This is a genomic window from Mycobacteroides chelonae CCUG 47445 (assembly GCF_001632805.1).
Taxonomy (GTDB): Bacteria; Actinomycetota; Actinomycetes; order Mycobacteriales; family Mycobacteriaceae; genus Mycobacterium; species Mycobacterium chelonae.
In genome coordinates this window covers 1295906-1321107 of the sequence record NZ_CP007220.1, presented here as the reverse complement: position 1 = coordinate 1321107, position 25202 = coordinate 1295906, and the positions used below count along the sequence as shown (strand labels likewise).

General features: G+C 65.5%; 28 protein-coding genes. 11 read left to right on the top strand and 17 right to left on the bottom strand.

The features are described from left to right. The first annotated feature begins 137 nt into the window (after positions 1-137). Complete coding sequence (locus BB28_RS06565) at positions 138-773, top strand: DUF4190 domain-containing protein (RefSeq protein ID WP_046252918.1); 636 nt, start codon at positions 138-140, stop codon at positions 771-773. Here the strand turns inward: BB28_RS06565 and BB28_RS06560 are convergent. Both BB28_RS06560 and BB28_RS06555 read right to left on the bottom strand, forming a co-directional pair. Further along, positions 770-1732: an HpcH/HpaI aldolase/citrate lyase family protein gene (locus tag BB28_RS06560; RefSeq protein ID WP_046252917.1), complete on the bottom strand. Its 963-nt coding sequence runs from the start codon at positions 1730-1732 to the stop codon at positions 770-772. The two genes, BB28_RS06565 and BB28_RS06560, sit on opposite strands and share 4 nt — an antisense overlap. A gap of 24 nt (positions 1733-1756) precedes the next feature. After that, positions 1757-2707, bottom strand: a complete 951-nt coding sequence (locus BB28_RS06555) for an oxygenase MpaB family protein (RefSeq protein WP_046252916.1) — start codon at positions 2705-2707, stop codon at positions 1757-1759. A gap of 316 nt (positions 2708-3023) precedes the next feature. Between BB28_RS06555 and BB28_RS06550 the strand changes: the two genes are divergently transcribed. After that, on the top strand, positions 3024-4289 hold the full coding sequence (locus BB28_RS06550) for a lytic transglycosylase domain-containing protein (RefSeq protein ID WP_046252915.1): 1266 nt from the start codon (positions 3024-3026) through the stop codon (positions 4287-4289). Positions 4290-4312: 23 nt separating this feature from the next. Then, positions 4313-5449, top strand: a complete 1137-nt coding sequence (locus tag BB28_RS06545; protein ID WP_109550627.1) for an Mrp/NBP35 family ATP-binding protein — start codon at positions 4313-4315, stop codon at positions 5447-5449. Here the strand turns inward: BB28_RS06545 and tatB are convergent. The 4 genes from tatB to sigE form a co-directional block, all read right to left on the bottom strand. Then, positions 5446-5856 (bottom strand): Sec-independent protein translocase protein TatB, encoded by a 411-nt coding sequence (gene tatB, locus BB28_RS06540; protein WP_030094807.1) that lies wholly within the window; start codon positions 5854-5856, stop codon positions 5446-5448. The two genes, BB28_RS06545 and tatB, sit on opposite strands and share 4 nt — an antisense overlap. Further along, on the bottom strand, positions 5856-7334 hold the full coding sequence (gene htrA / locus BB28_RS06535) for a serine protease HtrA (RefSeq protein ID WP_046252914.1): 1479 nt from the start codon (positions 7332-7334) through the stop codon (positions 5856-5858). Before htrA ends, tatB begins: the two co-directional genes overlap by 1 nt. A gap of 9 nt (positions 7335-7343) precedes the next feature. Next, on the bottom strand, positions 7344-7775 hold the full coding sequence (rseA, locus tag BB28_RS06530; RefSeq protein ID WP_109365309.1) for an anti-sigma E factor RseA: 432 nt from the start codon (positions 7773-7775) through the stop codon (positions 7344-7346). A 110-nt stretch (positions 7776-7885) separates the two neighbouring features. After that, positions 7886-8659: an RNA polymerase sigma factor SigE gene (gene sigE / locus BB28_RS06525; RefSeq protein WP_046252913.1), complete on the bottom strand. Its 774-nt coding sequence runs from the start codon at positions 8657-8659 to the stop codon at positions 7886-7888. Between the two features lie 174 nt (positions 8660-8833). Here sigE and BB28_RS06520 point away from each other — a divergent pair, with 174 nt between their 5' ends. The 5 genes from BB28_RS06520 to BB28_RS06500 all read left to right on the top strand — a co-directional run bounded on the left by BB28_RS06520 (position 8834) and on the right by BB28_RS06500 (position 13445). Further along, positions 8834-9481, top strand: coding sequence for an O-methyltransferase (locus BB28_RS06520; protein WP_070925942.1), 648 nt, complete (start codon positions 8834-8836; stop codon positions 9479-9481). Between the two features lie 111 nt (positions 9482-9592). Then, positions 9593-10237: a TetR/AcrR family transcriptional regulator gene (locus tag BB28_RS06515; RefSeq protein ID WP_046252912.1), complete on the top strand. Its 645-nt coding sequence runs from the start codon at positions 9593-9595 to the stop codon at positions 10235-10237. Beyond that, the gene (locus tag BB28_RS06510; protein ID WP_075874219.1) at positions 10234-11139 is read left to right on the top strand and encodes an ABC transporter ATP-binding protein; all 906 of its coding nucleotides are present in this window, start codon (positions 10234-10236) and stop codon (positions 11137-11139) included. The genes BB28_RS06515 and BB28_RS06510 overlap by 4 nt, the downstream gene beginning before the upstream one ends. Further along, entirely contained in the window at positions 11136-12758 is a 1623-nt protein-coding gene (locus tag BB28_RS06505) for an ABC transporter permease (RefSeq protein ID WP_075874220.1), read from the top strand. Before BB28_RS06510 ends, BB28_RS06505 begins: the two co-directional genes overlap by 4 nt. Positions 12759-12770: 12 nt before the next feature. Next, entirely contained in the window at positions 12771-13445 is a 675-nt protein-coding gene (locus tag BB28_RS06500) for a methyltransferase family protein (RefSeq protein WP_046252910.1), read from the top strand. Positions 13446-13449: 4 nt separating this feature from the next. On the opposite strand, the gene glgC is transcribed toward BB28_RS06500, so the two are convergent. Next, positions 13450-14664, bottom strand: a complete 1215-nt coding sequence (glgC, locus tag BB28_RS06495) for a glucose-1-phosphate adenylyltransferase (protein WP_046252909.1) — start codon at positions 14662-14664, stop codon at positions 13450-13452. A gap of 92 nt (positions 14665-14756) precedes the next feature. On the opposite strand from glgC, the gene glgA reads away from it, so the two are divergent. Then, a complete protein-coding gene (glgA, locus tag BB28_RS06490) occupies positions 14757-15968 on the top strand; it encodes a glycogen synthase (RefSeq protein WP_109550628.1) in 1212 nt (403 codons plus the stop codon). Positions 15969-15983: 15 nt separating this feature from the next. On the opposite strand, the gene BB28_RS24445 is transcribed toward glgA, so the two are convergent. The 3 genes from BB28_RS24445 to BB28_RS06480 form a co-directional block, all read right to left on the bottom strand. After that, positions 15984-16151, bottom strand: coding sequence for a DUF3117 domain-containing protein (locus BB28_RS24445; protein ID WP_005059648.1), 168 nt, complete (start codon positions 16149-16151; stop codon positions 15984-15986). Between the two features lie 121 nt (positions 16152-16272). Next, positions 16273-16863, bottom strand: coding sequence for a DNA-3-methyladenine glycosylase I (locus BB28_RS06485; RefSeq protein ID WP_046252908.1), 591 nt, complete (start codon positions 16861-16863; stop codon positions 16273-16275). Then, a complete protein-coding gene (locus BB28_RS06480; protein ID WP_109550651.1) occupies positions 16853-17167 on the bottom strand; it encodes a DivIVA domain-containing protein in 315 nt (104 codons plus the stop codon). Before BB28_RS06480 ends, BB28_RS06485 begins: the two co-directional genes overlap by 11 nt. A gap of 49 nt (positions 17168-17216) precedes the next feature. Between BB28_RS06480 and BB28_RS06475 the strand changes: the two genes are divergently transcribed. After that, positions 17217-17708 carry a pyridoxamine 5'-phosphate oxidase family protein gene (locus BB28_RS06475; RefSeq protein ID WP_046252906.1) on the top strand — a complete coding sequence of 164 codons (492 nt, stop codon included), beginning with the start codon at positions 17217-17219 and terminating at the stop codon, positions 17706-17708. Between the two features lie 3 nt (positions 17709-17711). Here BB28_RS06475 and BB28_RS06470 read toward each other — a convergent pair whose 3' ends face one another. Beyond that, positions 17712-18647 carry a glucosyl-3-phosphoglycerate synthase gene (locus BB28_RS06470; protein WP_046252905.1) on the bottom strand — a complete coding sequence of 312 codons (936 nt, stop codon included), beginning with the start codon at positions 18645-18647 and terminating at the stop codon, positions 17712-17714. After that, positions 18644-19519 carry a dihydropteroate synthase gene (gene folP, locus BB28_RS06465; RefSeq protein WP_075874221.1) on the bottom strand — a complete coding sequence of 292 codons (876 nt, stop codon included), beginning with the start codon at positions 19517-19519 and terminating at the stop codon, positions 18644-18646. Before folP ends, BB28_RS06470 begins: the two co-directional genes overlap by 4 nt. Positions 19520-19651: 132 nt before the next feature. Between folP and BB28_RS06460 the strand changes: the two genes are divergently transcribed. Further along, positions 19652-20632 (top strand): NAD-dependent epimerase/dehydratase family protein, encoded by a 981-nt coding sequence (locus tag BB28_RS06460; RefSeq protein WP_046252904.1) that lies wholly within the window; start codon positions 19652-19654, stop codon positions 20630-20632. On the opposite strand, the gene BB28_RS06455 is transcribed toward BB28_RS06460, so the two are convergent. The 5 genes from BB28_RS06455 to BB28_RS06435 all read right to left on the bottom strand — a co-directional run bounded on the left by BB28_RS06455 (position 20629) and on the right by BB28_RS06435 (position 25115). After that, positions 20629-20958: an HNH endonuclease gene (locus BB28_RS06455; protein ID WP_046252903.1), complete on the bottom strand. Its 330-nt coding sequence runs from the start codon at positions 20956-20958 to the stop codon at positions 20629-20631. The two genes, BB28_RS06460 and BB28_RS06455, sit on opposite strands and share 4 nt — an antisense overlap. Before the next feature lie 25 nt (positions 20959-20983). Next, positions 20984-22774 (bottom strand): long-chain-acyl-CoA synthetase FadD6, encoded by a 1791-nt coding sequence (gene fadD6, locus BB28_RS06450; protein WP_046252902.1) that lies wholly within the window; start codon positions 22772-22774, stop codon positions 20984-20986. 71 nt (positions 22775-22845) lie between these two features. Beyond that, positions 22846-23388, bottom strand: coding sequence for an LOG family protein (locus tag BB28_RS06445; RefSeq protein ID WP_046252901.1), 543 nt, complete (start codon positions 23386-23388; stop codon positions 22846-22848). After that, positions 23385-24140, bottom strand: coding sequence for an LOG family protein (locus BB28_RS06440; RefSeq protein WP_046252900.1), 756 nt, complete (start codon positions 24138-24140; stop codon positions 23385-23387). Before BB28_RS06440 ends, BB28_RS06445 begins: the two co-directional genes overlap by 4 nt. A 27-nt stretch (positions 24141-24167) precedes the next feature. Then, positions 24168-25115: a TIGR03564 family F420-dependent LLM class oxidoreductase gene (locus BB28_RS06435; RefSeq protein WP_081252218.1), complete on the bottom strand. Its 948-nt coding sequence runs from the start codon at positions 25113-25115 to the stop codon at positions 24168-24170. Positions 25116-25202 lie beyond the last annotated feature (87 nt).

Below are 25202 nucleotides of genomic sequence, written 5' to 3'. Positions count from 1 at the left end.
GTCGGTGATGCACGGTAGCGCGCTAGCTAGCACCCATTTAACGCCCGACCGCACCAGATGGTGCCCCTTTGACCGCGACCTGCGACTTTCCGCCCGCAGCGCGGCCAGAAACGCCCTCGATACGCTAGGTTTGCGCCATGACTACCCCGGGCAACGAACCCTCCGGCACCGGCCCCGACGCCTCGTCCGGATACGAGTATCCGTCCCTGGAACAGTCCGCGCCGCCGGCCGATGCCGCTTCATCGGCCAGCCAGGTGCCTCCGAGCATTCCCCCGGCGTGGGAGACGCCCGGACCTCCCCCGTCCTACCCCGCCTATCCGACCACTCCTCCCGCCTATCCCACGGGTGTCCCGCCGTATCCGACGGCACCGCCGGCCTATCCGCAATATGGCCAGACGTATCCGCCGTATCAGTCGGGACAGCCGGGCCCATACCCGCCGCCGGGCTATCCCACTGCCGGTGGTTATCCCGGGTATCCGGCACCCGGATACGCCGACCCGTACGGATACGGTGCCTACGGGCAGACCGGTGGCGGCACCAACCCGCTGGCCATCGGTTCGTTGATCGCGTCGATCGTCGGCGTCTTCTGCGGCATCGGATCGATTGCCGGAGTCATCATGGGCTTCATCGCGCTCAACCAGCTCAAGACCTCGCCGCAGGACGGCAAGGGCGTCGCCATCGCCGGGATCATCATCGGTGCTGCGGTGATCGTGTTCTGGGTGCTGATCATGATCATCGGCGTCGCTTCGGGCGGCAGTTCCAGTTCGTACTAGCCCGCCGGGGGCTCGAACGGGGGCGCCTGCCGCGCCATACCCGCGGCGCGTCCTTTGCCGGCGATCACCAGGGCCATCTTGCGGCTGGCCTCGTCGATCATCTCGTCCCCGAGCATCACCGCGCCACGTGCGCCGCCTGCCACCGAGGTGTGCCACTCGTAGGCGTCCAGGATGAGTTCGGCCCTGTCGTAGTCCTCCTGGCGCGGGCTGAAGATCTCGTTGCCGGCCTCGACCTGCGCGGGGTGCAGCACCCACTTCCCGTCAAAGCCCAGCGCGGCCGAACGACCGGCCGCAACCCGGAAGGCATCGACGTCGCGCACCTTGAGATAGGGGCCGTCAATGGCGTCGATGCCATGGGTGCGCGCGGCAACCAGGATGGTCATCAGCACATGGTGATAGGCCTCGCCGTCATAGCCCGGAGGCTGCTCCCCGACAACCAGAGTGCGCATGCCGAGACTGGCCATGAAGTCCGCGGGGCCGAAGACCAACGACTGCACCCGCGGGCTCGCCGATGCGATCGCATCGATGTTGGTGAGGCCTTCGGCATTCTCGATTTGCGCCTGGATCCCGATCGCACCCACCTCAAGACCCCGTGAACGCTCAACCTGGGTCAGCAGCAGATCCAGCGCCGTCACATGCGATGCGTCCACCACCTTGGGCAGCAGAATGTTGTCGATGTTGCCGCCGGCTCGCGTGACAACCTCCACCACATCCGCATAGGTCCACTCGGTGGTCCAGTCATTGACGCGCACCGATCGCAGCTGGCCGGACCATCCCGGCGCATTGAGGGCATCGACAATGCGCTGACGCGCCTCCACCTTGGCCGGTGCCGCGACGGCATCCTCAAGGTCGAGGAAAACCTCATCTGCGGGAAGGGTTTTCGCCTTGTCGATCATCTTCTGGCTGCTGCCCGGAACGGCCAGAGTGGTGCGGCGCGGACGGTAGGTGGGAGCTGTCACAACTAGCCAGCGTAAAGCGCCGCATTATGCGGTGGCGCGCCTCCCGTACCGCTCCTTGGCTTCGGCGGGAGTGACGGTGACCGCACGCGCGGGTGTCTTGCCCGCGTGGAAGTCCCGCAGGGTCGTTGCCGTCATCGGCAGCTTGGCGAATCGCGCGATGGAGTCTTCCACCGCGGGAACGCTGGCGATCGACATGGCTGCCGATACCAACGGCCGGTACGCGGCGTCAACGATTCCCGGCTGATCAAATTGCCCCAGCTCCCGCATCCACCGTGGCAGGGTCGCGATGGTCGCCGGGGCCATCATCCGACTGACTGCCCAGAACCGCAGATTGCTGCCCGACCGCGGGGTGCGCAGCAGGTAGTGCATCGCGTGCTGTGCCCGCTCAGAGGTACACAGGGCGGGACGCATCTGGGCGAAGTACTGACGCACCTCGTCACGGGACCGGGGAACGTCGGCCGGATTGACGGTCTGCAGCTCGGCGGCGATCACGCACTCGGACCAGTAGCGGTCCTCCTCGGCCTGGCTCAGCGGCCCGGGACCGAACATCTCGTAGCACTTGAGCACCGAATGCCAGCCGGTGACGTGGATCCAGAGCTGCGAGGCCGGATCATTGGCGCTGTATCGCTTGCCGGTCACCGGGTCGGTGCCTTTGGAGCGAGCGTGAACCTTCTGCAGGTGCTCAGAGGCCTCAACCGCGGTACGCGAATCGGCGGTCGCGACGATGAGGAAGTAGGCGAGGGTTCCATCCATCCGCCCTCGCGGATCCCGATAAATGCCCGCCGAATCGGCCACGGCGGCAGCCAGATGGGGCTCGAAGTGCTCGAGCACCACCGAGCGCTGAAACCCGATAAGTGCGGTGGGGCTGGTCCACACCTTCCACGTCGGTGAGTCCGGTCCGAAGAATCCGTAATCCTCGCGGGGACGATCGGAGCCAAGCTCCCAGCGGACGGCGACATCTGGTGAAGCGGTCATACTGCAACGCTATCAATTGATTACTTTTACGTCCAGACACTGACTGTAAGTCAGATAAACCGCGGTCTATGCGGCCCGAGATAGCCACTCGCCCATTTTTGCTTCGGGCGCCCGCCGAACTCGCCATGGCCAGGGGAGATTCGTCGAGGATCCGAAATTCGCTGGGGTTTGCCCATTTTGCAACCGGACCGACATCTCGCCGGTATGGTTGCTCCGGTTCACATCGGTCACATCCGTCACGACTGCATACGTCAGAATGGGTGCCGGCAGATTGGGACCACAGCGAATAAGCAAGGGCCCGAGAGATAGGGGCGCAGTGGAGCTTCCGGGTTGGGTTGCGTCGTCGGTCAAGCATGCCCGTGATGCGGTGCTCCGCGTCGCAGGCGCCCCAGTGCCCTGGCTCCGAGTGGGCGGACTGAGCGCCCTGGTGGTCGTTGGCTCTGCCGTGGCGGCCAGTGGTGCGCAAGTCAGCGGGCAGGCCGTCGTACCCGTTCCGGTCCCACTGGCCTCCGCCGTCGCCGAGCAGGCGGAAATGGGCCCGCTGAATCTGGTGACCGTGATGCGCCCACCGACGCAGTACCGTGTCGCGCCGAGCGCCGCGATCGCGCCGCCGCCACCGGGAATCGTGATGGCCCCCGGGGGACTTGGTATCCCGAAGATCGCATTGGACGCCTACCAAAACGCCGAACGGATGATGGCCAAGGCCGCGCCCGGTTGCGGCGTCAGCTGGAACCTGCTGGCGGGCATCGGCCGCATCGAATCAGGGCATGCCAACAACGGCGCCACCGATATCAAAGGCCGTGTGGTGCGTCCCATCTATGGCCCGAGCCTGGATGGCAGTCTTCCGGGCAACGAAGTCATCGTCGACCATGAGCAGAGCCGCACCCAAGGTGCACAGGTGTACGTCCGGGCCATGGGCCCCATGCAGTTCCTGCCGAGCACATGGAACCACTACGCCTCCGACGGTGACGGCGACGGAAAGGCCGATCCACAGAACGTCTTCGACGCGAGCCTGGCCGCCGCCCGCTATTTATGCAGCGGCGGATTGAATTTGCGGGATCGCTCGCAGGTGATGTCGTCCATCCTGCGCTACAACAATTCGGTGGCCTATGCACAGAACGTGCTCGCCTGGGCCGCTGGTTACGCCACCGGGGTCATTCCGCTCAACCTGCCACCGCTGACCGCCGCCGATGTCGCACCCGAGCGCAAGGCTCACCTGGGCGGCGGCGAGTCACGTGGGCTTGGGCCCGGCTCGGCGACCGACGTCGCCGGACTCTCCCCCAATGACCCGCTGGCCCAGCTGCCGATCCTCACCCCGCTGACACCGGACCGGGTCGGCGTCGTGGGCCCACCCGCCGCCGGCACGCCGGCGCCCGAGGCCCCGCAGGCACCGTGCGTGTTCTTCTGCGCACCACCGCCGCCGGCCGAGCCCTTCAACCCGTTCGCACCGCCGCCGGCTGAACCCTTCAACCCGTTCGCACCGGCCCCACAGCCGTTCAACCCGTTCGCTCCACCTCCGCCGCCAGTGGAGCTCGGGCCGGCCCCCGGACCAGCACCGGGACCGGCAGCGCCAAAGCCGTAAACCGCACGCCCTAGACTCGGGTAGTGACATCCGAGCTCACCACGGCCGTGCGCAGTGCACTCGCCGGGGTTATCGATCCCGAACTTCGCCGCCCCATCACTGAATTGGGGATGGTCAAGGACATCACCTTCGACGACGCCCACAACGTCGAGATCGGGATCTACCTCACCACCTCCGGATGCCCGAAGAAGGCGGAGATCGCCGAACGAGTAACCCAGGCCGCCGCCGACGTCGAAGGCGTAGGCACCGTGCGCGTGCTGCTGGATGTGATGAACGACGAGCAGCGCACCGAGTTGCGCAAGCAGTTGCGTGGCGATAGCGCCGAGCCCGTCATTCCCTTCGCCCAGCCCGGATCGCTTACCCGGGTGTACGCGGTGGCATCGGGAAAGGGCGGCGTCGGAAAGTCCAGTGTGACCGTCAACCTCGCGGCGGCAATGGCAGCCAAGGGGCTCTCGGTCGGGCTGCTCGACGCCGATATCTATGGCCATTCGGTACCGCGCATGATGGGCACCTCGGATCGCCCCACTCAGGTCGAACGGATGATCCTGCCGCCGGTCGCCCACGACGTGAAGGTCATCTCCATCGCCCAGTTCACTCAGGGCAACACCCCGGTGGTGTGGCGCGGGCCGATGCTGCATCGTGCCCTGCAGCAGTTCCTGGCCGACGTCTTCTGGGGAGACCTTGACGTGCTGCTGCTGGATCTGCCGCCGGGTACCGGCGACGTGGCGATCTCGGTGGCGCAGCTCATTCCCGGTGCCGAGATTCTGGTGGTCACCACGCCGCAGCAGGCCGCCGCCGAGGTGGCCGAGCGCGCGGGAGCGATCGCGACCCAGACGCGTCAGCGCATCGTCGGCGTCGTGGAGAACATGTCCTGGCTGGTGCTGCCCGACGGCACCCGTATGGAGGTGTTCGGATCCGGCGGCGGCGACACCGTCGCCGAAAGCCTGACCAGGGTGGTCGGCACGAAAGTGCCACTGCTCGGCCAGATTCCGCTCGACCCAGCGGTACGTGAGGGCGGCGACGACGGGCTGCCCATCGTGCTCAGTCAGCCGGATTCGGCAGCGGGCCAGGCACTTCGGGCGGTCGCCGACAAGCTCTCGACACGTAGCCGCGGACTGGCGGGCATGTCGCTGAACATCGACACCGCCCGCCGCAACTAGGTCGCGTCGGCGTCGTAGCGGGTAGGGCCGGGCTCCCCGGGCTTGGTGAGATCAGGGTTGGCCACGGGCGTCGGGGCCGGCTCCGAGACCGCCTTCTTCACGTCTTCAAGCGGCTTGGTCAACGAATCGAGCACCGAATCATCGCCGTCCAGAAGATGTTTGGTAATGACGGCACGTGGCGTCATACCGCGCAGCTTCTGCAGCTCGGCGAGCGGCTTGCGCACGTCATCGAACTCCGGCCCAAGCTCCTCACGCAGCGAGGCCGTCGCGCCACTGGCGTAGTCACGGACCTTGCGCAGCGACTCGGTGGTCCACTGGATCGCCCCCGGCAACCGCTCGGGACCAAGCACCACGAGCCCCACGACCAGCAGGACTAACAGCTCCCCCCAGCCGACACTGCCGAACATCAGGAACCGTCGGGGCCGGGAGTAACTTTGAGCTCGACGGGACGGCCCTGACGCAGCACCGTAATGGTGGCTTCCTGTCCAATCTTCAGCTGCCGCACCGCGACCACGAACTCATCGGCGTCGGCCACCGTCCGGTCACCCACCTTGACCACGACATCGTTCTCCAGCATGCCGCCCTTTTCGGCGGGGCTGCCGGCCTTGACGTTGGCCACCTCGGCGCCGGTAGCCGTCGCATTGCTCACCGTGCGGCTGCTGATGCCCAGCGTCGCGTGCACGATCTTGCCGTCGCGGATAAGCGACTGCGCGACCTCGGCAGCCTCGTTGATCGGGATGGCGAATCCGAGACCACTCGAGCTGTCGCTCAACGACTTTCCGGCCGTGTTGATCCCGATCACCTGGGACTTCATGTCAATGAGCGGACCACCGGAGTTTCCGTGGTTGATAGCGGCATCGGTCTGAAGCGCATCGATCACCGTGTCGGTATCGCTTCCCTCACCCGAGAGCGGCACCGGACGGTGCAGCGCGCTGATGATGCCGCTGGTGACCGTGCTGCGCAGACCCAGCGGTGAACCGAAGGCAATGACCTCGGCACCGACGGCGACCTTGTCCGAGTCGCCCAGGCGCGCCACGGTCAGGTTGTCGACGTTGTCCACCTTCAGCACCGCAATGTCGGTCTTGGGGTCACGACCCACAAGGTTGGCGGGCACCTTCTTGCTGTCGTTGAAGATGACTTCGATCTTGAACTTGCCGGGATTCTTCGCGGCATCGGAGATCACGTGATTGTTGGTGATGACATAGCCCTTGGGATCGATGACGACCCCCGAACCCTGCGCTACCTCATCGTCAGAGCTGGCCTCAATGGTCACCACCGCGCTTTTGACGGCGTTGGCGACCGCCGTGAAGCGTGACTCATCGGGCTGGGTGCTGTCGTCGGTGGTCAAGGTGACCTTCGAGGTGGTGAAAGCCTGCACCACCTCGGCCGTCTTGCGGCCCACAATGCCGCCGACCAGGCCGATCAGCAGCGCGATCGCCGCAAGGACGGCGAGCGCCGGGATGGAAACCCGGCCGCCGAAAAGGACCTCACGGACGCCCAGCTTCGGGGCGGGCGTGCCGTCGAGCGCGACGGGTGCCTTGGTGACCGCGGGCCTGCCCAACTGCACCTGCGCGGTCGGGTCGCGCCACGGATCCTCCGCGGCATCCGGACCCTCGTCGACGGCGTTGAGCTTGCCGGCATCGGCGGGATGACGTTGCAAGGAAGTCGTGGCGTTATCGGGCCGTCCGAAAGCCTGAGCCAGCACGGGGTCGGGCGGACCCACGCGCGGTGTGTACTCCCCCTGGTCTCGGTACTTGTCCGCCCCCTGGAACGAACCGGATACCCCCGAAGGACGGCCGAAAGCCCGCTGCGAAGCCGGATCGACGGGCGGCCGGTCAACCGGGCGCGGCGCCAACCGGGGGGCGGTGTCCTGATGTGCGGTCACCGGCCCACCCTACCGGCGCTTACGACGACGACGCACCTCATCACTGGCTAACGCGGGCGGCAAGTCGCCCTCATGTGAAGACGGTGAAGGCGGTGCGGCCTCATGCGGGATGTGCGGAATCTGACTGAGCAACCCGAGCAACGAAACCGGCACCCGGATGCCCCCGGAATCACGCAGTGCGCTGCGCGCTTGGCGCTGTGCGTCGATCTCCAGCGCGCATTCGGCGCACATCGACAGGTGGTGCGCCGCTCGCAGGTGCGCGCTCATCCGGAGCTCGCCATCCACGAACGCGGCTATCGCCTCTGTGGACAGATGCTCGGTCGATCCGAACTGGCGCGGGGCACCCACCGGCGCCTCGCTCTGCGAGGCGAATGGGGACGGCAGCCGGGAGAACGACGAGAAACTCGAGAACGCTCGCCGGAACGAGCCGCTATCCACCACGGCGACGCTCCCTTCGGTCCGGTAGGGCCGGCGGACTCGTGCCGACCTAACTCGAAGATAGCGCGCGAATGTACTCATTGCGTACCAACCTGCACCAATGGTGTTGCGCGCTACTCGGCAGCCGCGAGCGCGGACGCCGACGAGTGCGCAGCCAGATACTCGCGGATGGCCTGGCGACCGCGGTGGATGCGGCTGCGGACGGTGCCGAGTTTCACATCCAGGGTGGCGCCGATTTCCTCGTAGGACAGACCTTCGATGTCACACAGCACCACGGCGGCACGGAACTCCGGTGCCAGCGAGTCCAGCGCGGCTTGCAGATCGGCGCCCAGCTGGGCGTCGTGGTAGATCTGCTCGGGATCTGGGTCGGTCGCCGGGACGCGGTCGTAATCCTCGGGCAGCGCCTCCATGCGAATGCGGCCACGGCGGCGGACCATGTCGAGGAACAGGTTGGTGGTGATGCGGTGCAGCCAGCCCTCGAAGGTGCCGGGCTGGTAGTTCTGCAGCGAGCGGAAGACCCTGATGAAGGTTTCCTGAGTCAGGTCCTCAGCGTCTTGCGGGTTGCCCGACAGGCGGTAGGCCAGGCGGTACACGCGGTCGGCATGCTCACGAACCAGCTCGTCCCAAGACGGCATGGCTGCCTGGTCTCCGGTGGCATCGAACACTGCGGTCCCGGATAGTTCGGCGGGATCGATGGCCTCGACGAAGTCGGTGTATTCGGCCGACTCGCTGATACGCGTAAGCGAAATCGCGTGTTCCTCCTGTTCGGTTGTGGCGGCCTCACCCCCAATGGGGAAGCTGTCAGCCTGCTCAACCCGGATGCCACGGGTGTTATTCCCAGATAGGCGGGGGGCACTCGGGCTCTCGTTCAGGATGGATCGCGACATGTGAATGACCTTCTATCACCGAGGTGTGGGCCACTTATGAGCTAACTTAACTCTTCCTGAGAATGCGGTCTCGATCCGATCTCGCCGGGGGATCCGGGACAAGAAACCCGTCACATCCTCGATGAGTTCGGCGTGTCGCGGGACAGATCCCCTCCCGCTCGACAGGATCGAATCGTGACCAGCAGCGCAGATCGATCCCGCGTCGAGGCGATGGTCAGCCACGCCGAGGGCGCCATCTCCGAAGACGACATTGTCGCCGCCGCCCGGGAACGCGCCGTCGACCTGGGCGCGGGCCCGGTAACGCCCGCTGTCGGCGCCCTTCTCAGTGTCTTCGCACGCCTTTCCGGCGGCAAGGCCGTCGTCGAGGTCGGCACGGGTGCGGGCGTCAGCGGCCTGTGGCTGCTCTCCGGAATGCGCGAGGACGGCGTGCTGACCACCATCGATCTGGAGCCCGAGCACCAGCGCAGTGCCAAACAGGCGTTTTCCGAGGCGGCCATCGCTCCGTCGCGCACCCGGCTGATCGGTGGGCGCGCCCAGGAGGTCTTGCCACGGCTGGCCGACGAGTCGTACGACCTGCTTGTCATTGATGCCGCACCGGCCGATCAACCCGAGTTCCTGGCCGGTGGGATTCGACTGCTGCGCCCGGGCGGCGCAGTAGTGATCCACGGGGTATCCGCCGGCGGACGCGCGGGTGACCCCGCCGCCAACGATCCCGATGTGGTCGGAGTTCGCGAGGCCGCGCGCATCATCGCCGATGATGGCCGGTTCACCGCGGTGCTGATCCCGCTGGGAGACGGCCTGCTCGCCGCCACTCGCGACTGACGCGGAAACCGTAGTTTCGGCGACACCTTTCGCCTCGTTTTCGTCAAAACCTTCATCTGACGCGGGCCGGATCCTTGACGTCAGACTGAACGTGTGTTTAACGTACTAAACATGCGTTCAGCCGATGACCTCACCGCAGCCGCCCGCATCCGGGATGCCGCCATCAAGTTGTGGGGCGAGCAGGGACTGAACACCAGCGTGCGAGCGATCGCCGAAGCCGCGGGAGTGAGCCCCGCACTGGTTATCCATCACTACGGATCCAAGGACGGGCTCCGCCAGGCGGTAGACGAATACCTGTTGGAGTACATCCGCTCGGAGAAATCGCGCACGCTGACCTCCAACGACCCCAAGGTCTGGCTCGACGCCATCGACGAGATCGAGACGTTCGCTCCGATGGTCAGGTACCTGCTGCTCAGTGTGCAATCGGGTGGAGAGCCCGGCCGCGCATTTCTTCAGCACTCCATCGAGAACGCCGAGGCATATCTGGACGACGGAGTCCGCGCGGGCACGGTCAAGCCGAGCCGTAATCCCAAGGGCAGGGCGCTGTGGCTCTCCCTGAACGGCGTGGGCGCGCTATCGATCTACGTACAGATGTACCCCGAGGACGACCTGGGCACGATCTTGCGCCGCTACTCCGATGAGCTGATCTTCCCTGCCATCGAGGTCTACACCGAAGGCCTGATGACCGACTCCACCATGCTCGATGCGTTTGCAGCACAACAGGAAAACTCTCGCAACGGAGGAGACTCGAAGTGATGTATACCAACCTCGCGGTCGAAATACGCGGCCTCTCGAAGTCATTCGGGAAGACCAAGGCGCTCGACGGGCTCGATCTTTCGGTCGCCCACGGCGAGGTGGCGGGCTTCCTCGGCCCCAACGGCGCGGGAAAGTCCACCACCATTCGGGTACTTCTGGGCCTGCTGCGCGCCGACTCCGGCACGGTGCAGCTCCTTGACGGCGACCCGTGGGTCAACGCCGTCGATCTCCATCGGCTCATCGCCTACGTGCCCGGGGACGTCACGCTGTGGCCCAACCTCACCGGCGGGCAGGCAATTGACTTCCTCACCAGAATGCGTGGCACCGAACATATTTCACTACCGAGGCGCAACGAGCTCATCGAGCGTTTCGAACTCGACCCCACCAAGAAGGCACGCACCTATTCCAAGGGCAACCGTCAGAAGGTGGCGCTCATCGCGGCGTTCTGCTCCGACGCCGAACTGTTCATACTCGACGAGCCGACGTCCGGCCTGGATCCGCTGATGGAGACGGTCTTCCAGGAGTGCGTGGCCGAAGTGGCCACGCGAGGCTGTGCGGTGTTGCTGTCGAGCCACATCCTGGCCGAGGTGGAGAAGCTGTGCCACCGCGTGACCATTGTCCGCGCCGGACGCGCGGTCCTATCCGGCTCCCTGGCCGAGCTGCGCCATGTCATGCGGACCTCCGTGACGGTACGCACACTGGCGAATCCCTCTGGACTCAAATCGATTCCACAGCTGCGCGACCTCACGATCGGCGGCAACCGGGCCTCCTTCACGGTGGATCGCAGCGATCTGGACCGCACCATGGAACAGCTGGCAAGCCTCGGGATCGTCGACCTCACCGTGACACCGGCATCACTTGAAGAGCTCTTCATGCGCGAGTATCAGGGCGTACCGCGATGACCACCGACTTCGCAACGCTCCCCATGCGCCAGCCGATTTCGGGCGGCACCCCGAAACAGCCGTTGACCGGAACAGGCACCCTGATCCTGTTGGCGCTACGCCGCGACAGGTTCCGGATCTGCATGTGGGTCGGCTGGCTGACGCTGCTGATGACCTATACCCCACTGGCGTTCGCGTCGATGTATCCGACGTCCGCCGACCGCATGGCCCGGGTCACCATGATGAAGACCCCTGCCGGAATCATCATGGGCGGGCCAAACTTTGGCATCAACGAAACCGATATCGGCGTCATGGTGGCGAACGAACTGATGACCGTCATGATCGCCGCCGCCGCCATCATGTCCATCCTGACGGTCATCCGGCATACCCGCGCCGAAGAGGAATCCGGTGGTGCTGAACTGGTCATGTCGGCGGTCGTCGGCCACCAGGCACGCACCTACGCGGCGCTCATCGTGGTGGGGCTGATGAACGCCGTTCTGGCCCTGGCCATGACGATCGCGTTGTCCGCCGCGGGATTCGATGTCGCCGACAGTCTCGGAATCAGTCTCGGAATCACCGGAGCCTCCATGGTTTTCGCCGGTATCGCGGCGGTCACCTCCCAACTGTGGCGCACCTCCCGAGCCGCCACCGGTGTCGCGATGGCCTCCCTGGCGGCAGCCGTCGTGATCCGCGGACTCGGCGACATCATCGACAACAAGGGCAGCGCACTGAGTTGGTTCTCGCCCCTGGCGTGGGCCCAGCAGATGCGACCATTCGTCGATCTGCGTTGGTGGCCCCTCCTCCTGCTGATCGGCACCACCGTGGCCCTGATGCTCGCCGCGCACGCGCTCGAAGGACACCGCCAATACGACGCGGGGGTGCTGCCCTCGCGTGGCGAGGACGCCAATGCCCCCGAGATCAGGTCGGTCTTCGGGCTTAACCTGCAGCTGCAACGCGGGCTGCTCACCGGATGGGGAGCCGGAATCTTCCTGAGCGGTATGGCCTTCGGGTCGATGGCCAAGAGCCTGCGGGATTCGATCGACACCAACCCACTGTTGAGCCGGGCATTCCAGGCCCACGGCCTGGACAGCATCTTCGCCACCTTCAATCAGGTGCTCGCCATCGCGGTCACCGCGTACGTGGTGTCGGCGATCATAAGGCTCGCCAAGGATGAACAGAGCGGCATCGCCGAAGCCGTACTGGCGCGTGCCGTATCGCGCTGGAACTGGCTGCTGTCCGCGGTCGCGGTGACGCTGGTGGGCAGTGCGATTCTGATGCTGATCGCCGGCCTGGGCAGTGGACTGGGCGCGGCGAGCACGTTGCACAATCCGGATTTGGTGTGGCGTCTCACGCTCGCCGCATTGGCACAGATTCCCGCCCTGCTGGTGATCGCCGGAATCGCCGCCCTATCAGTTACACTGCGGCACAGCTGGATTGGCTGGCTCGTGGTGGCATTTTCCGTGGGCATGCTGTACGCAGGCATCTTGCAGCTGCCGTCCTGGATCGTGAAGTTCTCACCGGTGATGCGGGTCAGCGCGCCGGTGGAGTATCCGTGGTTGACCATGTTCGTCCTCATTGTCATCGGCGCCGGGCTCACCGCAGCCGCGGGCGAGTTCTACCGCCGTCGTGACGCCCTCTGAGAAAGGAAGATCATGAAAACTGGTGTACAAGCTCTTGTCTCGGGAATCATCGCCCTCGCAGTCTTCGGCGCGGCACTGTTCTGGCCCGCGGGAACGTTCGACTACTGGCAGGCCTGGGTGTTTCTGGCGATCTTCGCGATCAGCTCCACGATTTCCTCGGTCTACTTGGCCAGGACGAATCCCGAGGTGCTGCGACGTCGTATGCGCGGTGGACCCATCGCGGAGACACGCTTGATACAGAAGCTCGCGGTCACGGTGCTGTTGAGTTCCTTCCTGGCCCTCGTCGTCGTCAGCGCCTTCGATCACCGGTTCGGCTGGTCTCATGTACCGACCTGGCTGGTCATCGTCGGAGAGGCACTGGTCATCGTCGGCTTGGGTGCCGCCACGCTGGTCGTGGCCCAGAACCACTATGCGGGAGCGAGTATCACCGTCGAGTCCGGGCAGACCGTCACCTCAACCGGTCTGTACGGACTGGTGCGCCACCCGATGTACACGGGCTCACTGGTGATGATGGTGGGCATACCGTTGGCGCTGGGTTCGTTCTGGGGCCTGCTCGCGGCGATCCCCGCATTCGGCTCACTGGTGGTGCGGATTATCGACGAAGAGAAGATGCTGCGCCACGACCTCCCCGGCTACGACGAATACACCGAGAAGGTCCGCAGCCGTCTTGTGCCCCTGGTGTGGTGAGTGGCTAGATCCAGACGCCCTTGCCGACCGCGACCACGCCGCCCGCGCTGACGTTGAAACGCTCGCGATCGCGCTCGATATCGACACCAACCTGTTCTCCGACACCGACAACCACGTTCTTGTCCAGAATCGCGTGCCGCACCACCGCTCCACGGCCCACCCGCACACCGGGCATCAGCACGCTACCCTCCACCACTGCGCCGTCGTCGACGACGACATTCGAGGACAGCACCGAGTTACGCACGGAACCCGCCGAGATGATGCTGCCGGCACCCACCACCGATTCCTGCGCGGAACCGCCGTTGACGAACTTGGCAGGCGCGAGGTTCTCCGACTCGCCACGGATGGGCCAGCGCCGGTTGTACAGATTGAACACCGGGTGCACCGAAACCAGATCCATGTGCGCGTCATAGAACGCGTCGAGGGTTCCGACGTCGCGCCAGTACGCGTGATCGCGCTCGGTGGCGCCGGGCACCAGGTTGGTGTTGAAGTCATAGACAGCGGCCCGCCCGTCGGCCACCAGCCGGGGAATGATGTCACCGCCCATGTCGTGGTCGGAATGGTCGTCATCGGCGTCGGCACGAATGACGTCGATCAATTCCTTGGTGGTGAAGATGTAGTTGCCCATCGAGAAGAATGCCGCGTCGGGATCATCCGGTGTGCCCGGAGGATCCGCGGGCTTCTCGACGAACTCACGGATACGGCCGGTGTCGTCGGCGTCGATACAACCGAAGGCGCTCGCCTCGCTGCGGGGCACCCGGATACCCGCCACGGTCACTCCGGCACCGCTGTCGATGTGGAAGTCGAGCATCTGCTCGGGATCCATTCGGTACACGTGGTCGGCGCCGAACACCACGATGTACTCGGGATCCTCGTCGAAGATCAGGTTGAGTGACTGATGGATGGCATCGGCGCTCCCGGTGTACCAGCGCGGACCGAGGCGCTGCTGGGCAGGGACAGGGGTGATGTACTCCCCGGCCAGGCCCGAGAGCCGCCAGTTCTGCGAGATGTGCCGGTCCAGCGAGTGCGATTTGTATTGGGTCAGAACGCAAATACGCAAGAACCGCGCGTTGACCAGGTTGCTCAGCACGAAATCGATGAGGCGATAGGCACCGCCGAAGGGCACCGCCGGTTTCGCGCGGTCGGCGGTCAGTGGGTAGAGCCGCTTGCCCTCACCGCCGGCAAGCACGATCCCCAGAACGTGTGGCGATGCCCTCATAGCAATCAACCTATCGGCACTCGGCAGAAGCGGCCAGCTGTACACCCCCGGCGGGCCTGCGGTCGTCGGGGCCACCTACTACGGTCGTGGCTATGACGGAGGGTCTTCACGCGCGCGGCTCATCCCCGACGCGGGTGGCAATGATGACGCGGGAGTACCCACCCGAGGTCTACGGCGGTGCCGGTGTCCACGTCACTGAACTGGTGGCTCAGCTGCGCACTCTGTGCGATGTCGAGGTGCACTGCATGGGCGCACCCCGCGACGGTGCCTTCGTGCACCGGCCCGACCCCGCACTGGACGGCGCCAACCCCACCTTGACCACGTTGTCGGCCGATCTGGTGATGGCCGCCGCGGTGGCCGGTGCGTCGGTGGCTCATTCACACACCTGGTACACGGGCCTGGCCGGACACCTGGCCAAGCTGCTGCATGGCATCCCACACGTTTTGACCGCACATTCCCTGGAGCCCCGTCGCCCGTGGAAGGCCGAACAGCTCGGCGGCGGGTACCGGGTGTCCTCGTGGGTGGAACACACGGCGATACACGCCGCTGACGCCGTCATCGCGGTCAGCAGCGGGATGCGCGAAGACATCATGGCGACCTACCCCGATTTGGACCCGAGCCGGATCCATGTGGTGCGCAACGGAATCGACACCACCACGTGGCATCCGGTTGATCCAGTCGAGGCGATCACCCGACCGGGGTCGGTCCTCGCCGAGCTGGGCGTGGATCTGGATCGCCCGATTGCCGTGTTCGTCGGGCGGATCACCCGGCAAAAAGGTCTCGCGCACCTGGTGGCCGCGGCACACCATTTCTCCCCCGAGGTGCAGCTGATCTTGTGTGCCGGCGAGCCGGACACTCCCGAGATCGCCGAGCAGATCACCGGTGCCGTCACCGAGCTAGCCGCGGTACGTCCCGGAGTGCACTGGATACGTGAATTCCTCCCCATCCCCAAGCTGCGGGAAATACTTTCCGCGGCAACGGTGTTTGTATGCCCGTCGATCTACGAACCGCTGGGCATCGTCAATCTTGAGGCGATGGCGTGTGGCACAGCGGTCGTGGCATCGCGTGTCGGTGGCATACCCGAGGTGGTTGCCGACGGTGTCACCGAAACACTGGTGGCGTACGAGAGCAGCGAAGCCGCGGCTTTCGAGTCAGGGCTCGCCGACGCGGTCAACGCATTAGTCGCGGACCCGGCTCGCGCCACCGAATTTGGGAATGCCGGTAGGGCGCGATGTATCGAAGAGTTCTCGTGGGCGCATATCGCGGAAATGACGCTGCAGATCTATCAAGAAGTCTGCGGCTAACGCCCGAGGCAAGGCCTAGCTGGTGACGTTCTTGAGTTCGTCGCCGAGTGCGGCAGCCTCATCGGGGGTCAGCTCGACCACCAGGCGACCGCCACCTTCCAGTGGCACGCGCATAACGATCCCACGCCCCTCTTTCGTAGCCTCGAGAGGACCGTCGCCGGTTCGGGGCTTCATGGCCGCCATCGTGTGCTCCCTCCAAATTCCAGCCAAGGGTGTTCGGCATCTCCGACCATTGTTCCCTATCTGAGCTGCCGTTTCACTGGACCATTCTTCCCTATCGCGGACATCTGGGGACAGCAGACCCTCAACTGGACCTTCCGGAGGGGGCGGTTTCGGCTCGCGGAACCCAACAGGAACGCACATGATCGTCGACCATCCCGGTGGCCTGCATCAGGGCATATGCCGTGGTAGGGCCTACAAAACGGAACCCCCGGCGTTTGAGTTCTTTGGCCATCGCAATGCTCTCATCGGTCACTGCGGGCACGTCGGAAAGACGCTGCGGCCGGGCGCGGCGTTTCGGCGCAAACGACCACAACAGGTCTGAAAGATCGGTGTCCAAATCGAGGACGACGCGGGCATTGGATATGGCCGACTCGATCTTGGCGCGGTTCCGCACGATGTCGGCATCGGCCATCAGCCGCGCCACGTCCTTGTCGCCGTACCGGGCAACCTTCTCCGGTGTGAAGCCGTCGAACGCACGACGGAACCCCTCACGTTTGCGCAAGATGGTGATCCACGCCAGCCCGCTCTGGAAGGCCTCCAAGCACAGCCGCTCGAACAAGGCGTCGCGCCCGTACAGCGGGCGTCCCCACTCATTGTCGTGATAGTCGGCGTACAACGTCGACCCGGGCGGATCGGCGGCCCAGGAGCAGCGGGAGGGCTCCTTATTCGGCATTGGCTTCGATGCCGGCCCGGGCGCCCTGCGCCTCGTCGAGCTCGGCGCGCAGCTCGTCGATTTGGCGGGCAAGCCGGTCCAGCACCCAATCAACCTCGCTGGCTTTGTACCCGCGGAAGACCAATGAGAACTTGACGGCGTCTACATCGGCACCGGCCACATCCTCGGCGGGCAGGACTGTCGCGGTGGTGCCCTTGGGGAGCGCCGGCAACTCCTCCCCGCGGCCGAACAGTATCGAGCCCAGCACGAACAGCACGGCGGCCACCGCGACGAGAACCAGCAGATATGTCAGTGCGAACGTCACGACACTGATCTTGCCAGCGAGGTGTGACATCGCGACCTACCGTGGGGCCATGACCTCCTGGCAAGAGTTCACCCAGCAGGCGCCGTCGATCTCCGATGTGTTCGCGCGCCGACACCACGCGACGCGCAATCTGTGTTTTCTCTCGACGCTGCGCCGCAGTGGCGCCCCACGGATCAGCCCGATGGAACCCCGCATCTTCGAGGGCAGGCTGATCGTCGGCGGTATGCCCGCCACCGCCAAGCTCGCGGACCTTGCCCGCGACCCTCGCTTCGAGCTGCACACGGCCACCACCGATACCCGCATCAGCCAGGGTGACGCCAAGGTCTGGGGCACCGTGCACGACGAGCAGGATCTCGACCTGCACGCCGCGTTCGCCGAGCATCTCTACGCCACAATCGGATTCGATCTGCGCGGCCGCCGGTTCGCGCCGTTCTACGTCGCAGACATCGAGGGAGCCTCGGCCGTCCGACTCGACGACGACCACATGATCGTCACTGTCTGGTCGCCCACCAAAGGTGAGCGCGAGATCCCGAAGACCTGAGGCTCAGCGCAGGGTGTTCATCGGCGGGCGGTCCTCCAGCGACACCGTGGAGCTGCGCGGGGTGAACCCGTCACCGTCGGCGAAGAACTGGGTGATACCCACCCCTGAGTCCGGAATCCCGCACCGCGACAGCATGCTGGCCATCACCTGACGACTCATCACCCCGAGCTCGACCAGCGGCCGGTTGCGATGGCTGCGCACGCCCAGGTTCACCTGGGCGATGGCATTGAGTCCGAGTCGGTCGTACGTGTCGATCAGTAGGCCGATCTCGACGCCGTATCCGGGCGCGAAGGGCACCGAGGACAGCAGCTCCCGAGTGCCGGCGTACTCACCGCCCAGCGGCTGCACCACACAGCTCAGTTCGGGCCGGAGAGCGGCAAGCATGGGCCGGGCCACCAGTTCGGTCACCCGCCCACCACCGTTGGCGTCCTCGGACCCGCTGACCTTGAGCGGACGCCGATAGAAGCCCTTGACCAGGTGGACACCCTGACCTAACAACAGCGGGCCGAGCAGGTGCGGCACGAACATCGGATCGGGATCGATCAGATCGGAGTCGACGAAGGCGATCACGTCGCCGGTGGTCGCGGCCACCGACCGCCACAGCACTTCGCCCTTGCCCGGGTTGGGCGGCACCTCAGGCAGCGCCTGTTCGCGACTGACCACGCGCGCACCCGCGGCCACGGCCCGGATCGCGGTGTCATCGGTGGAGCCCGAGTCGAGCACGATCAGCTCGTCTACCAGACCGCCCAGCAGCGGGCTGATGGTGTCGACGACCGCGGCGACCGTCTCCTGCTCATTGAGCGCGGGCAGGACCACCGAAACGGTGCGGCCCTTCTTCGCGGCGATGAGCTGCTCGACGGTCCAATCGGGCCGGTTCCAACTGTGCGTTTCCAGCCAGCTCGGATCGATACCAACTGCTCCGTCTAGTTGATGGGTCATGCCAACCCCCTCACTGTTCGCGCCGGTGGGCGGGTTCCGACGATGGAGCCCACCATTTCCAGCGTGCGGCGTGTGGGCCCGACTTCGTGCACCCGGAACATGCGGGCACCGGCCGCCGCCGCCAGCGCGGTAGCGGCGAGAGTGCCTTCGAGTCGTTCCGTCAGTCCCACACCAAGAGTCTCCCCGATGAAATCCTTGTTGCTCAATGCCATCAGCACCGGCCACCCGGTATTAACGAGATCGTTTACGTGGCGCAACAAAGCGAGCCCGTGGAAGGTGTTTTTGCCGAAGTCATGCGTCGGATCGATCAGAATCGAGTCCTTCGACACCCCGAGAGCCACCGCGCGTTCGGCGGCCGCGGTCACCTCGGAGATGACGGCATGGACCACACCGTTCACCTCGGTCCCGTAGTTCACCCGATAGGGCCGGGTGCGCGGCACCGCGCCACCGGTATGTGAGCAAACCAGTCCGGCGCCATGGGCGGCAGCCACTGCGGGTAGCTCGGGGTCGGCGCCGGCCCAGGTGTCGTTGATGAGGTCGGCGCCTGCCGCGCAGGCCTTCTCCGCGACCTCGGTGCGCCAGGTGTCGATGCTGATCAGCAGGTCAGGATGGGCACTGCGCACCCATTCGATGAACGGCACCACCCGTGCGATCTCGGCCTCGGCATCGACGGTCTCGCCAGGGCCGGCCTTGACGCCACCGATGTCCACCACATCGGCGCCGTCGGCCACCGCTTTACGCACAGCGACCTGTGCGGCCTCGTCGGTGAAGGTGGCACCCCGGTCGTAGAAGGAGTCCGGCGTGCGGTTGACGATCGCCATGATGAGGGCACGATCGGTGCGGACCGGCCGTCCACAAAACGTCTCATGCACGCCCTCATTGTGCAGGCCAGGGCCTCTGCGGCTGCACCGAGTGGGAAACGTGGGCGAGATTCCCCCCGGTTTCCCGCCCGGGTTTCACACTCGGCGAGCGAAATGACTTGCGTGCCTGAGCAGTATGGGCACATGGGCGCAAAGCGATTCCTGGTCACTGGATCCTCGGGCCATCTGGGGGAGGCACTGGTCCGCACCCTGCGCCGGGGCGGGGCCGACATCGTCGGCATCGACATCGCGGCCGGCCCAGTCACGGACATCGTCGGGTCGATCGCCGACCGCGCGGTTGTCACCGAGGCGATGGCCGGGGTGACGTCGGTGCTGCACACCGCAACCCTGCACAAACCGCATGTGGGTTCGCATACGCGGGCCGACTTCGTCGAGACCAACATCGAGGGCACACTCGCGCTCTTGGAAGAGTCCGTCGCCGTGGGCGTGACCGGATTTGTCTACACGAGCACCACCAGTGCATTCGGACACGCGCTGGTAGGAACCCAGGAGGCCGCCTGGATCACCGAGGACGTGGCGTCGGTGCCCAAGAACATCTATGGCGCCACCAAGACCGCCGCGGAAGACATCGCGCATGTGGTGCATCAGGGCTGCGGCTTGCCGATCATCGTGCTGCGCACTTCGCGATTCTTCCCCGAGCAGGACGACAACGATGCGGTCCGGGCCCGCTACTCCGATGCGAACGTGAAGGCCAACGAATACCTCTATCGCCGGGTGGATCTGGCCGACGTCGTCGAGGCGCACCTACTGGCGGCCGAACGCGCCCCCGACATCGGCTGGGCCAAGTACGTGGTCTCGGCGACCACGCCCTTCTCCCGCACCGATATCGCGCCGCTGCGCATCGACGCAACGGCGGTGGTGGCTCATCGCTTCCCCGAGCAGCCCAATCTGTATGCGGCGCACGGCTGGTCGATGTTCCCGACGATCGACCGGGTCTACGTCAACACTAGGGCTCGGACCGAACTGGGCTGGACGCCTCGCTACGACTATCGCCACATCCTCGATTGCCTTGCCGCAGAGGAGGATTTTCGCAGTCCCTTGGCTCGCGAGATCGGCGCCAAGGGCTACCACGACGAACCGACAGGTGTGTACACCGCGGGCTAGCCCGCTGCTGAGATCTCCACGTAGCGACGCAGGAAGGCGGTCTCGTCGAGCCGTTTGCGCCGCATCCAGCTGGTCACCTCGGCATTGCATTTACTCGCATTGCAGGACGGGCAGGCCGGCACCACGTTGGACAGCGTGTACCGGCCACCGCGGGAGATCGCCTGCACACAGTCGCGTTGCAGCGCTGTGCCGGTCGCTCCGCAATAGGCGCAGCCACCCCAGGCCTCCACGAGCGTCAGCCACTGCTCGTCGGTGAGGTCGTTGTCGGCAAGCTTCACCCGACGTTGACGGCGCCGCGAGGCGCGTACTCGTCGACTGACTCCCACGGTGGAACAGTAACCCGCCGAAGGGCTATGCCTTGGGACGCTGGCCGCCCGCGACCTCGCCTGCGTAGTCCGGATAGAACGGCACATAACCCTCGGCGCGCCCGGCGAGCACGTACAGCGGATCGGTCACGGCCTCCCCGTATGCCTGTTCGCGCAGCTCCACCTTGCGGCTCTTGAAGGTGGTGGTGTGCTCCAGGGTGTCGACGATCCTGACGAAAAGTGGCAGCGCGTAGGCAGGCAGGTACTGATACACGATGTCGCTCAATGCCTTTGGATCGAACTCGGCGCCGTCGTGCAGCTTGATGGCGGCCATCCCGGCGCGGCCGTCGGTACCCGGTACCTCGACGCCGAACACCGTGGCCTCCTCGATGGCATCGGCGTGGTGGAGGGCGCCTTCCACCTCGGTGGTCGCGACATTCTCACCCTTCCACCGGAAGGTATCGCCGAGTCGGTCACCGAAGGCCGCGTGTCCCCAGCCCAGGTTGCGCATCAGATCGCCTGTGTTGAACCAGGTGTCGCCCTTCTTGAAGGCGTCACGCACCAGCTTCTTCTCCGAGGCCGTCGGATCGGTGTACCCGTCGAACGGCGCCAGGCTGGTGACCTTGCTGATCAGCAGACCCGCCTCGCCCGCACCGACCTTCGTCAGGTGGCCCTTCGAGTTGCGGAGCGGCTCTCCGGTCTCGATGTCGTACTTGACGTAGGCGATGGGCATCGGGCAGATACCGACGGTGCGGTCGATGTTGAGCGCGTTGACGAACGCGGTGTTGGACTCGCTGGCCGAGTAGAACTCGCAGACCCGCTTGATGCCGAAACGGTGGGTGAACTCGCCCCACAGCTCGGGCCGGAGCCCGTTACCGATGATGACGCGCACCTTGTGCTGGCGATCGGTGGGCTTGGGCGGCTGGTTGAGCAGGTAACGGCACAGCTCGCCGATGTAGATGAAAGCGGTTGCGCGGCTGGCGATGACCTCGTCCCAGAAACGCGACACCGAGAACGACTTGCCGATCGCCAGCGTGGCGCCGGCGTTGATGGTGGTCGATACGGCGAGGGTCAGCGCGTTGTTGTGGTACAGCGGCAGACAGCTGTACAGCACGTCGCTGGGACGCAGCCGCAATGCCATGTCGCCGACTCCGGACATACCGCGCAGCCACCGATAGTGCGTCATCACACTGGCTTTGGGCAGGCCGGTGGTTCCGGAGGTGAAGATGTAGAACGCCCGGTCCTTGGTCATCACCGCGTCGGTGGCGGCGGGATTGGTGGTGGGCGCGAGCACCGAGGCCCGGTCCAGCTCGTCGCCGGTGAGCAGGGAGATGACGTTGGCGCCGGATTCGTTGATCGGCTCGACGAAGTCGGCCTCGCTGATCAGCAGTTTGGAGTCGAGCAGTCCGATGCTGTGCGCCAGCACGTGTCCGCGCTGGTTGTAGTTGAGCATTCCGGCGATGGCACCGAGCTTCACGGTGGCGAGCATCAGCAGCACGGTCTGCGGCGAGTTGCGCAGCATGATGCCGACGACGTCACCGCGACCCACGCCGTGCGAGGCCAGCGTGGCGGCGTACCGGTTGGCGGTGGCGTTCGCCTGCGCGTAGGTGATGTCGGTGCCCTCGAACCGCAGGAAGACGCGGTCGGCGTGCTTGGCGGCGCGTTCGGCGAAGAGCGCCCCGATCGACCAACGGCCCTTGGGGTTGGACTTGATACCGCTGATGATGCCGCGCGCCAGAATCGGCAGGTCCCAGGCCATGCCCGGCAGCTGCGCCAATACCTCGGTCAGGTGAACCCGATCCCGGGGATTCGACGGAATGGCGCTGCTTGCGGACATCTAGTTCTCCCTGTTCCTTACCGCCCAGTAGGCAATGGCTCACCGCATTGTTGACGAACGACCCAGCCCCGTCAATCCGTTGGCCTGCACGCGTCGAGTGCGGCGGCGATATCGGTGTGCACCAGTAGCCTGTCCCGCGCGTGTGCGGCCACGTAACCCTTGTCCTGGAGTTCATCGAGCCAGCGCAGCAGCCCGGTGTAGTGACCGTCGGGGTCCAGCAACACCACTGGCTTCTGGTGTAACCCCAGATAGCCGGCGGTCCAGGTCTCGAAAACCTCTTCCAGCGTGCCGATCCCGCCGGGCAGGGTGATGAAGGCGTCGGATCGGTCCTCCATGATCTGCTTGCGTTCGCGCATGGTGGTGGTGACGACGAGCTCATCGGCGTCGGTATCGGCGACCTCTCGATGTACGAGTGTCTTGGGAATGACCCCGATGGTGCGTCCACCGGCGGCTCGCGCCGCCTGTGCCACGGCGCCCATGGCCGAGACGTTGCCGCCCCCGGACACCAGCGTCCAGCCGCGTTCGGCGATGGCGGTGCCCAGACGAGTGGCTAGATCCAGCAGTTCGGGGTGGCGGGGGCCCGACGCGCAGTACACACAGACCGACAAACTCATCGGTGACTCCCCTTCCCGTTGACCGCCTCGGCCTGCACGATGGCCGCCACCGCTTCGTCGATGCTGTCGGTGACCGAGAGCAGTGCGATGTCCTGCTCACCGATCTTGCCCGCGGGCAGCATCGTCCCGCGGATCCAATCGAGCAGGCCCGACCAGTACTCGGTGCCCAGCAGGATGATCGGGAACCGCGTGACCTTGCGGGTCTGCACCAGGGTGAGCGCCTCGAAGAGTTCGTCGAGGGTGCCGAATCCACCGGGCAGACAGACGAAGGCCTGTGCGTACTTGACGAACATGGTCTTGCGGACGAAGAAATAGCGGAAGTTGATGCCCAGGTCCACCCATTCGTTGAGGCCCTGCTCGAACGGCAGCTCGATGCCCAGGCCCACCGAGTAGCCGCCCGATTCGCTCGCACCACGGTTCGCGGCCTCCATGGCGCCCGGTCCGCCACCGGTGATGACGGCATACCCCGCCTTGACCAGGGCAACACCCAGCTCCCGCCCGAGCTGATATTCGGGTGAGTCCTGCTTCGTTCTGGCCGAGCCGAAAACCGTTACCGCTTTAGGGGTTTCCGCGAGCGCATCGAAGCCCTCCACGAACTCGCCCTGAATGCGCAGCACCCGCCACGGATCGGTGTGCGTCCAGGTGGTGGTGTCGCGGGTGTCCAGCAGACGTTGGTCGGCGGTGGTGTTCTCACACCGATCACGACGCAGCTGAACCGGTCCATGCAGTTGGGGTTCGGTACTTTCTGGCACGCTGCCAGCCTAGGGGCCGCGGGCAAATCAATTCCCGCGGGACAACTCACCCAGTAGCGCCAGCGTGCGGGCCTCGTCTTCCGGTCCACCCAACTCGGTGTGGCTTGCGAACACTTCGGTGGCTCCCGCATCGAAGTATCGCCGCAGCTCGCCAGCCACATGCTCCTCGTCGCCGATGATCGCCAGCTCCCCGGTGTGCCGAACCCCCTCGGCATCAAGCACTTTCCGATATGACGGGATGTTCTCGTAGAACGCCATGTCCTCGATGGCAAGCGCCCGGACCCGTGCCGGATCGGAGGTAACCACGACGGCGACACCGGCGATGACACGCGGGCGTGGCCGCCCGGCCTGCTCGGCGGCCGCATCGATGACGGGAACGATCTGCCGGCTGAGCGCTCGCGGTCCGGCGTGCAGCGGAATCGTGCCGTCGGCCAGCTCGCCGGTGGCCCGCAGCGCCTGTGGGGCCATGGCCGCGACCAACACGGGGATGTTCTCGCCGCCTGGCTGCGCGGTGGTGAATTTCGGTGCGACCGTGAGGGTCTCGCCGTGAAAGTCGGCGGTTCCGGTGTCGAGCAGCTGGCGGAGTGTGGTGAGGTATTCGCGGAGGCGGCGTATCGGCTTGTCCACGTGCAGGCCATAGCTCGGCCCCTCGATTACCGGCGCGCCGAGCCCCAGCCCGAGCTGAAATCTCCCGTGGCTGGCGGCCTGGGCTGTCTGTGCGGCCGCCGATACCTCGATGGGGTGACGCGGATTGATGGGGATCACCGAAACCCCCACAGTGCTCAGCTTTTCCGGGGGTATCGCCTGCCCGATCACCGCGGCCACGGTGATCGCGTCATAGTGATACATCTGCCCCAGCCACAGCGTCCCGACGCCGGCATCGGTGACTTTGCGCCCGTGCGCGATGAACGCCTCGACCAGGTTGGTGTCGGTCTGAACACTGAGAGGTCGGCCGATCGCCACTCCGAGTTTCACGTCTCGGCCAACCCCGCGCGTTCAGGTGGCTATTCCCCGCAGAATCAGCGCGATGATTTCCCACGCAGCTGGATTCCGATAAAATCG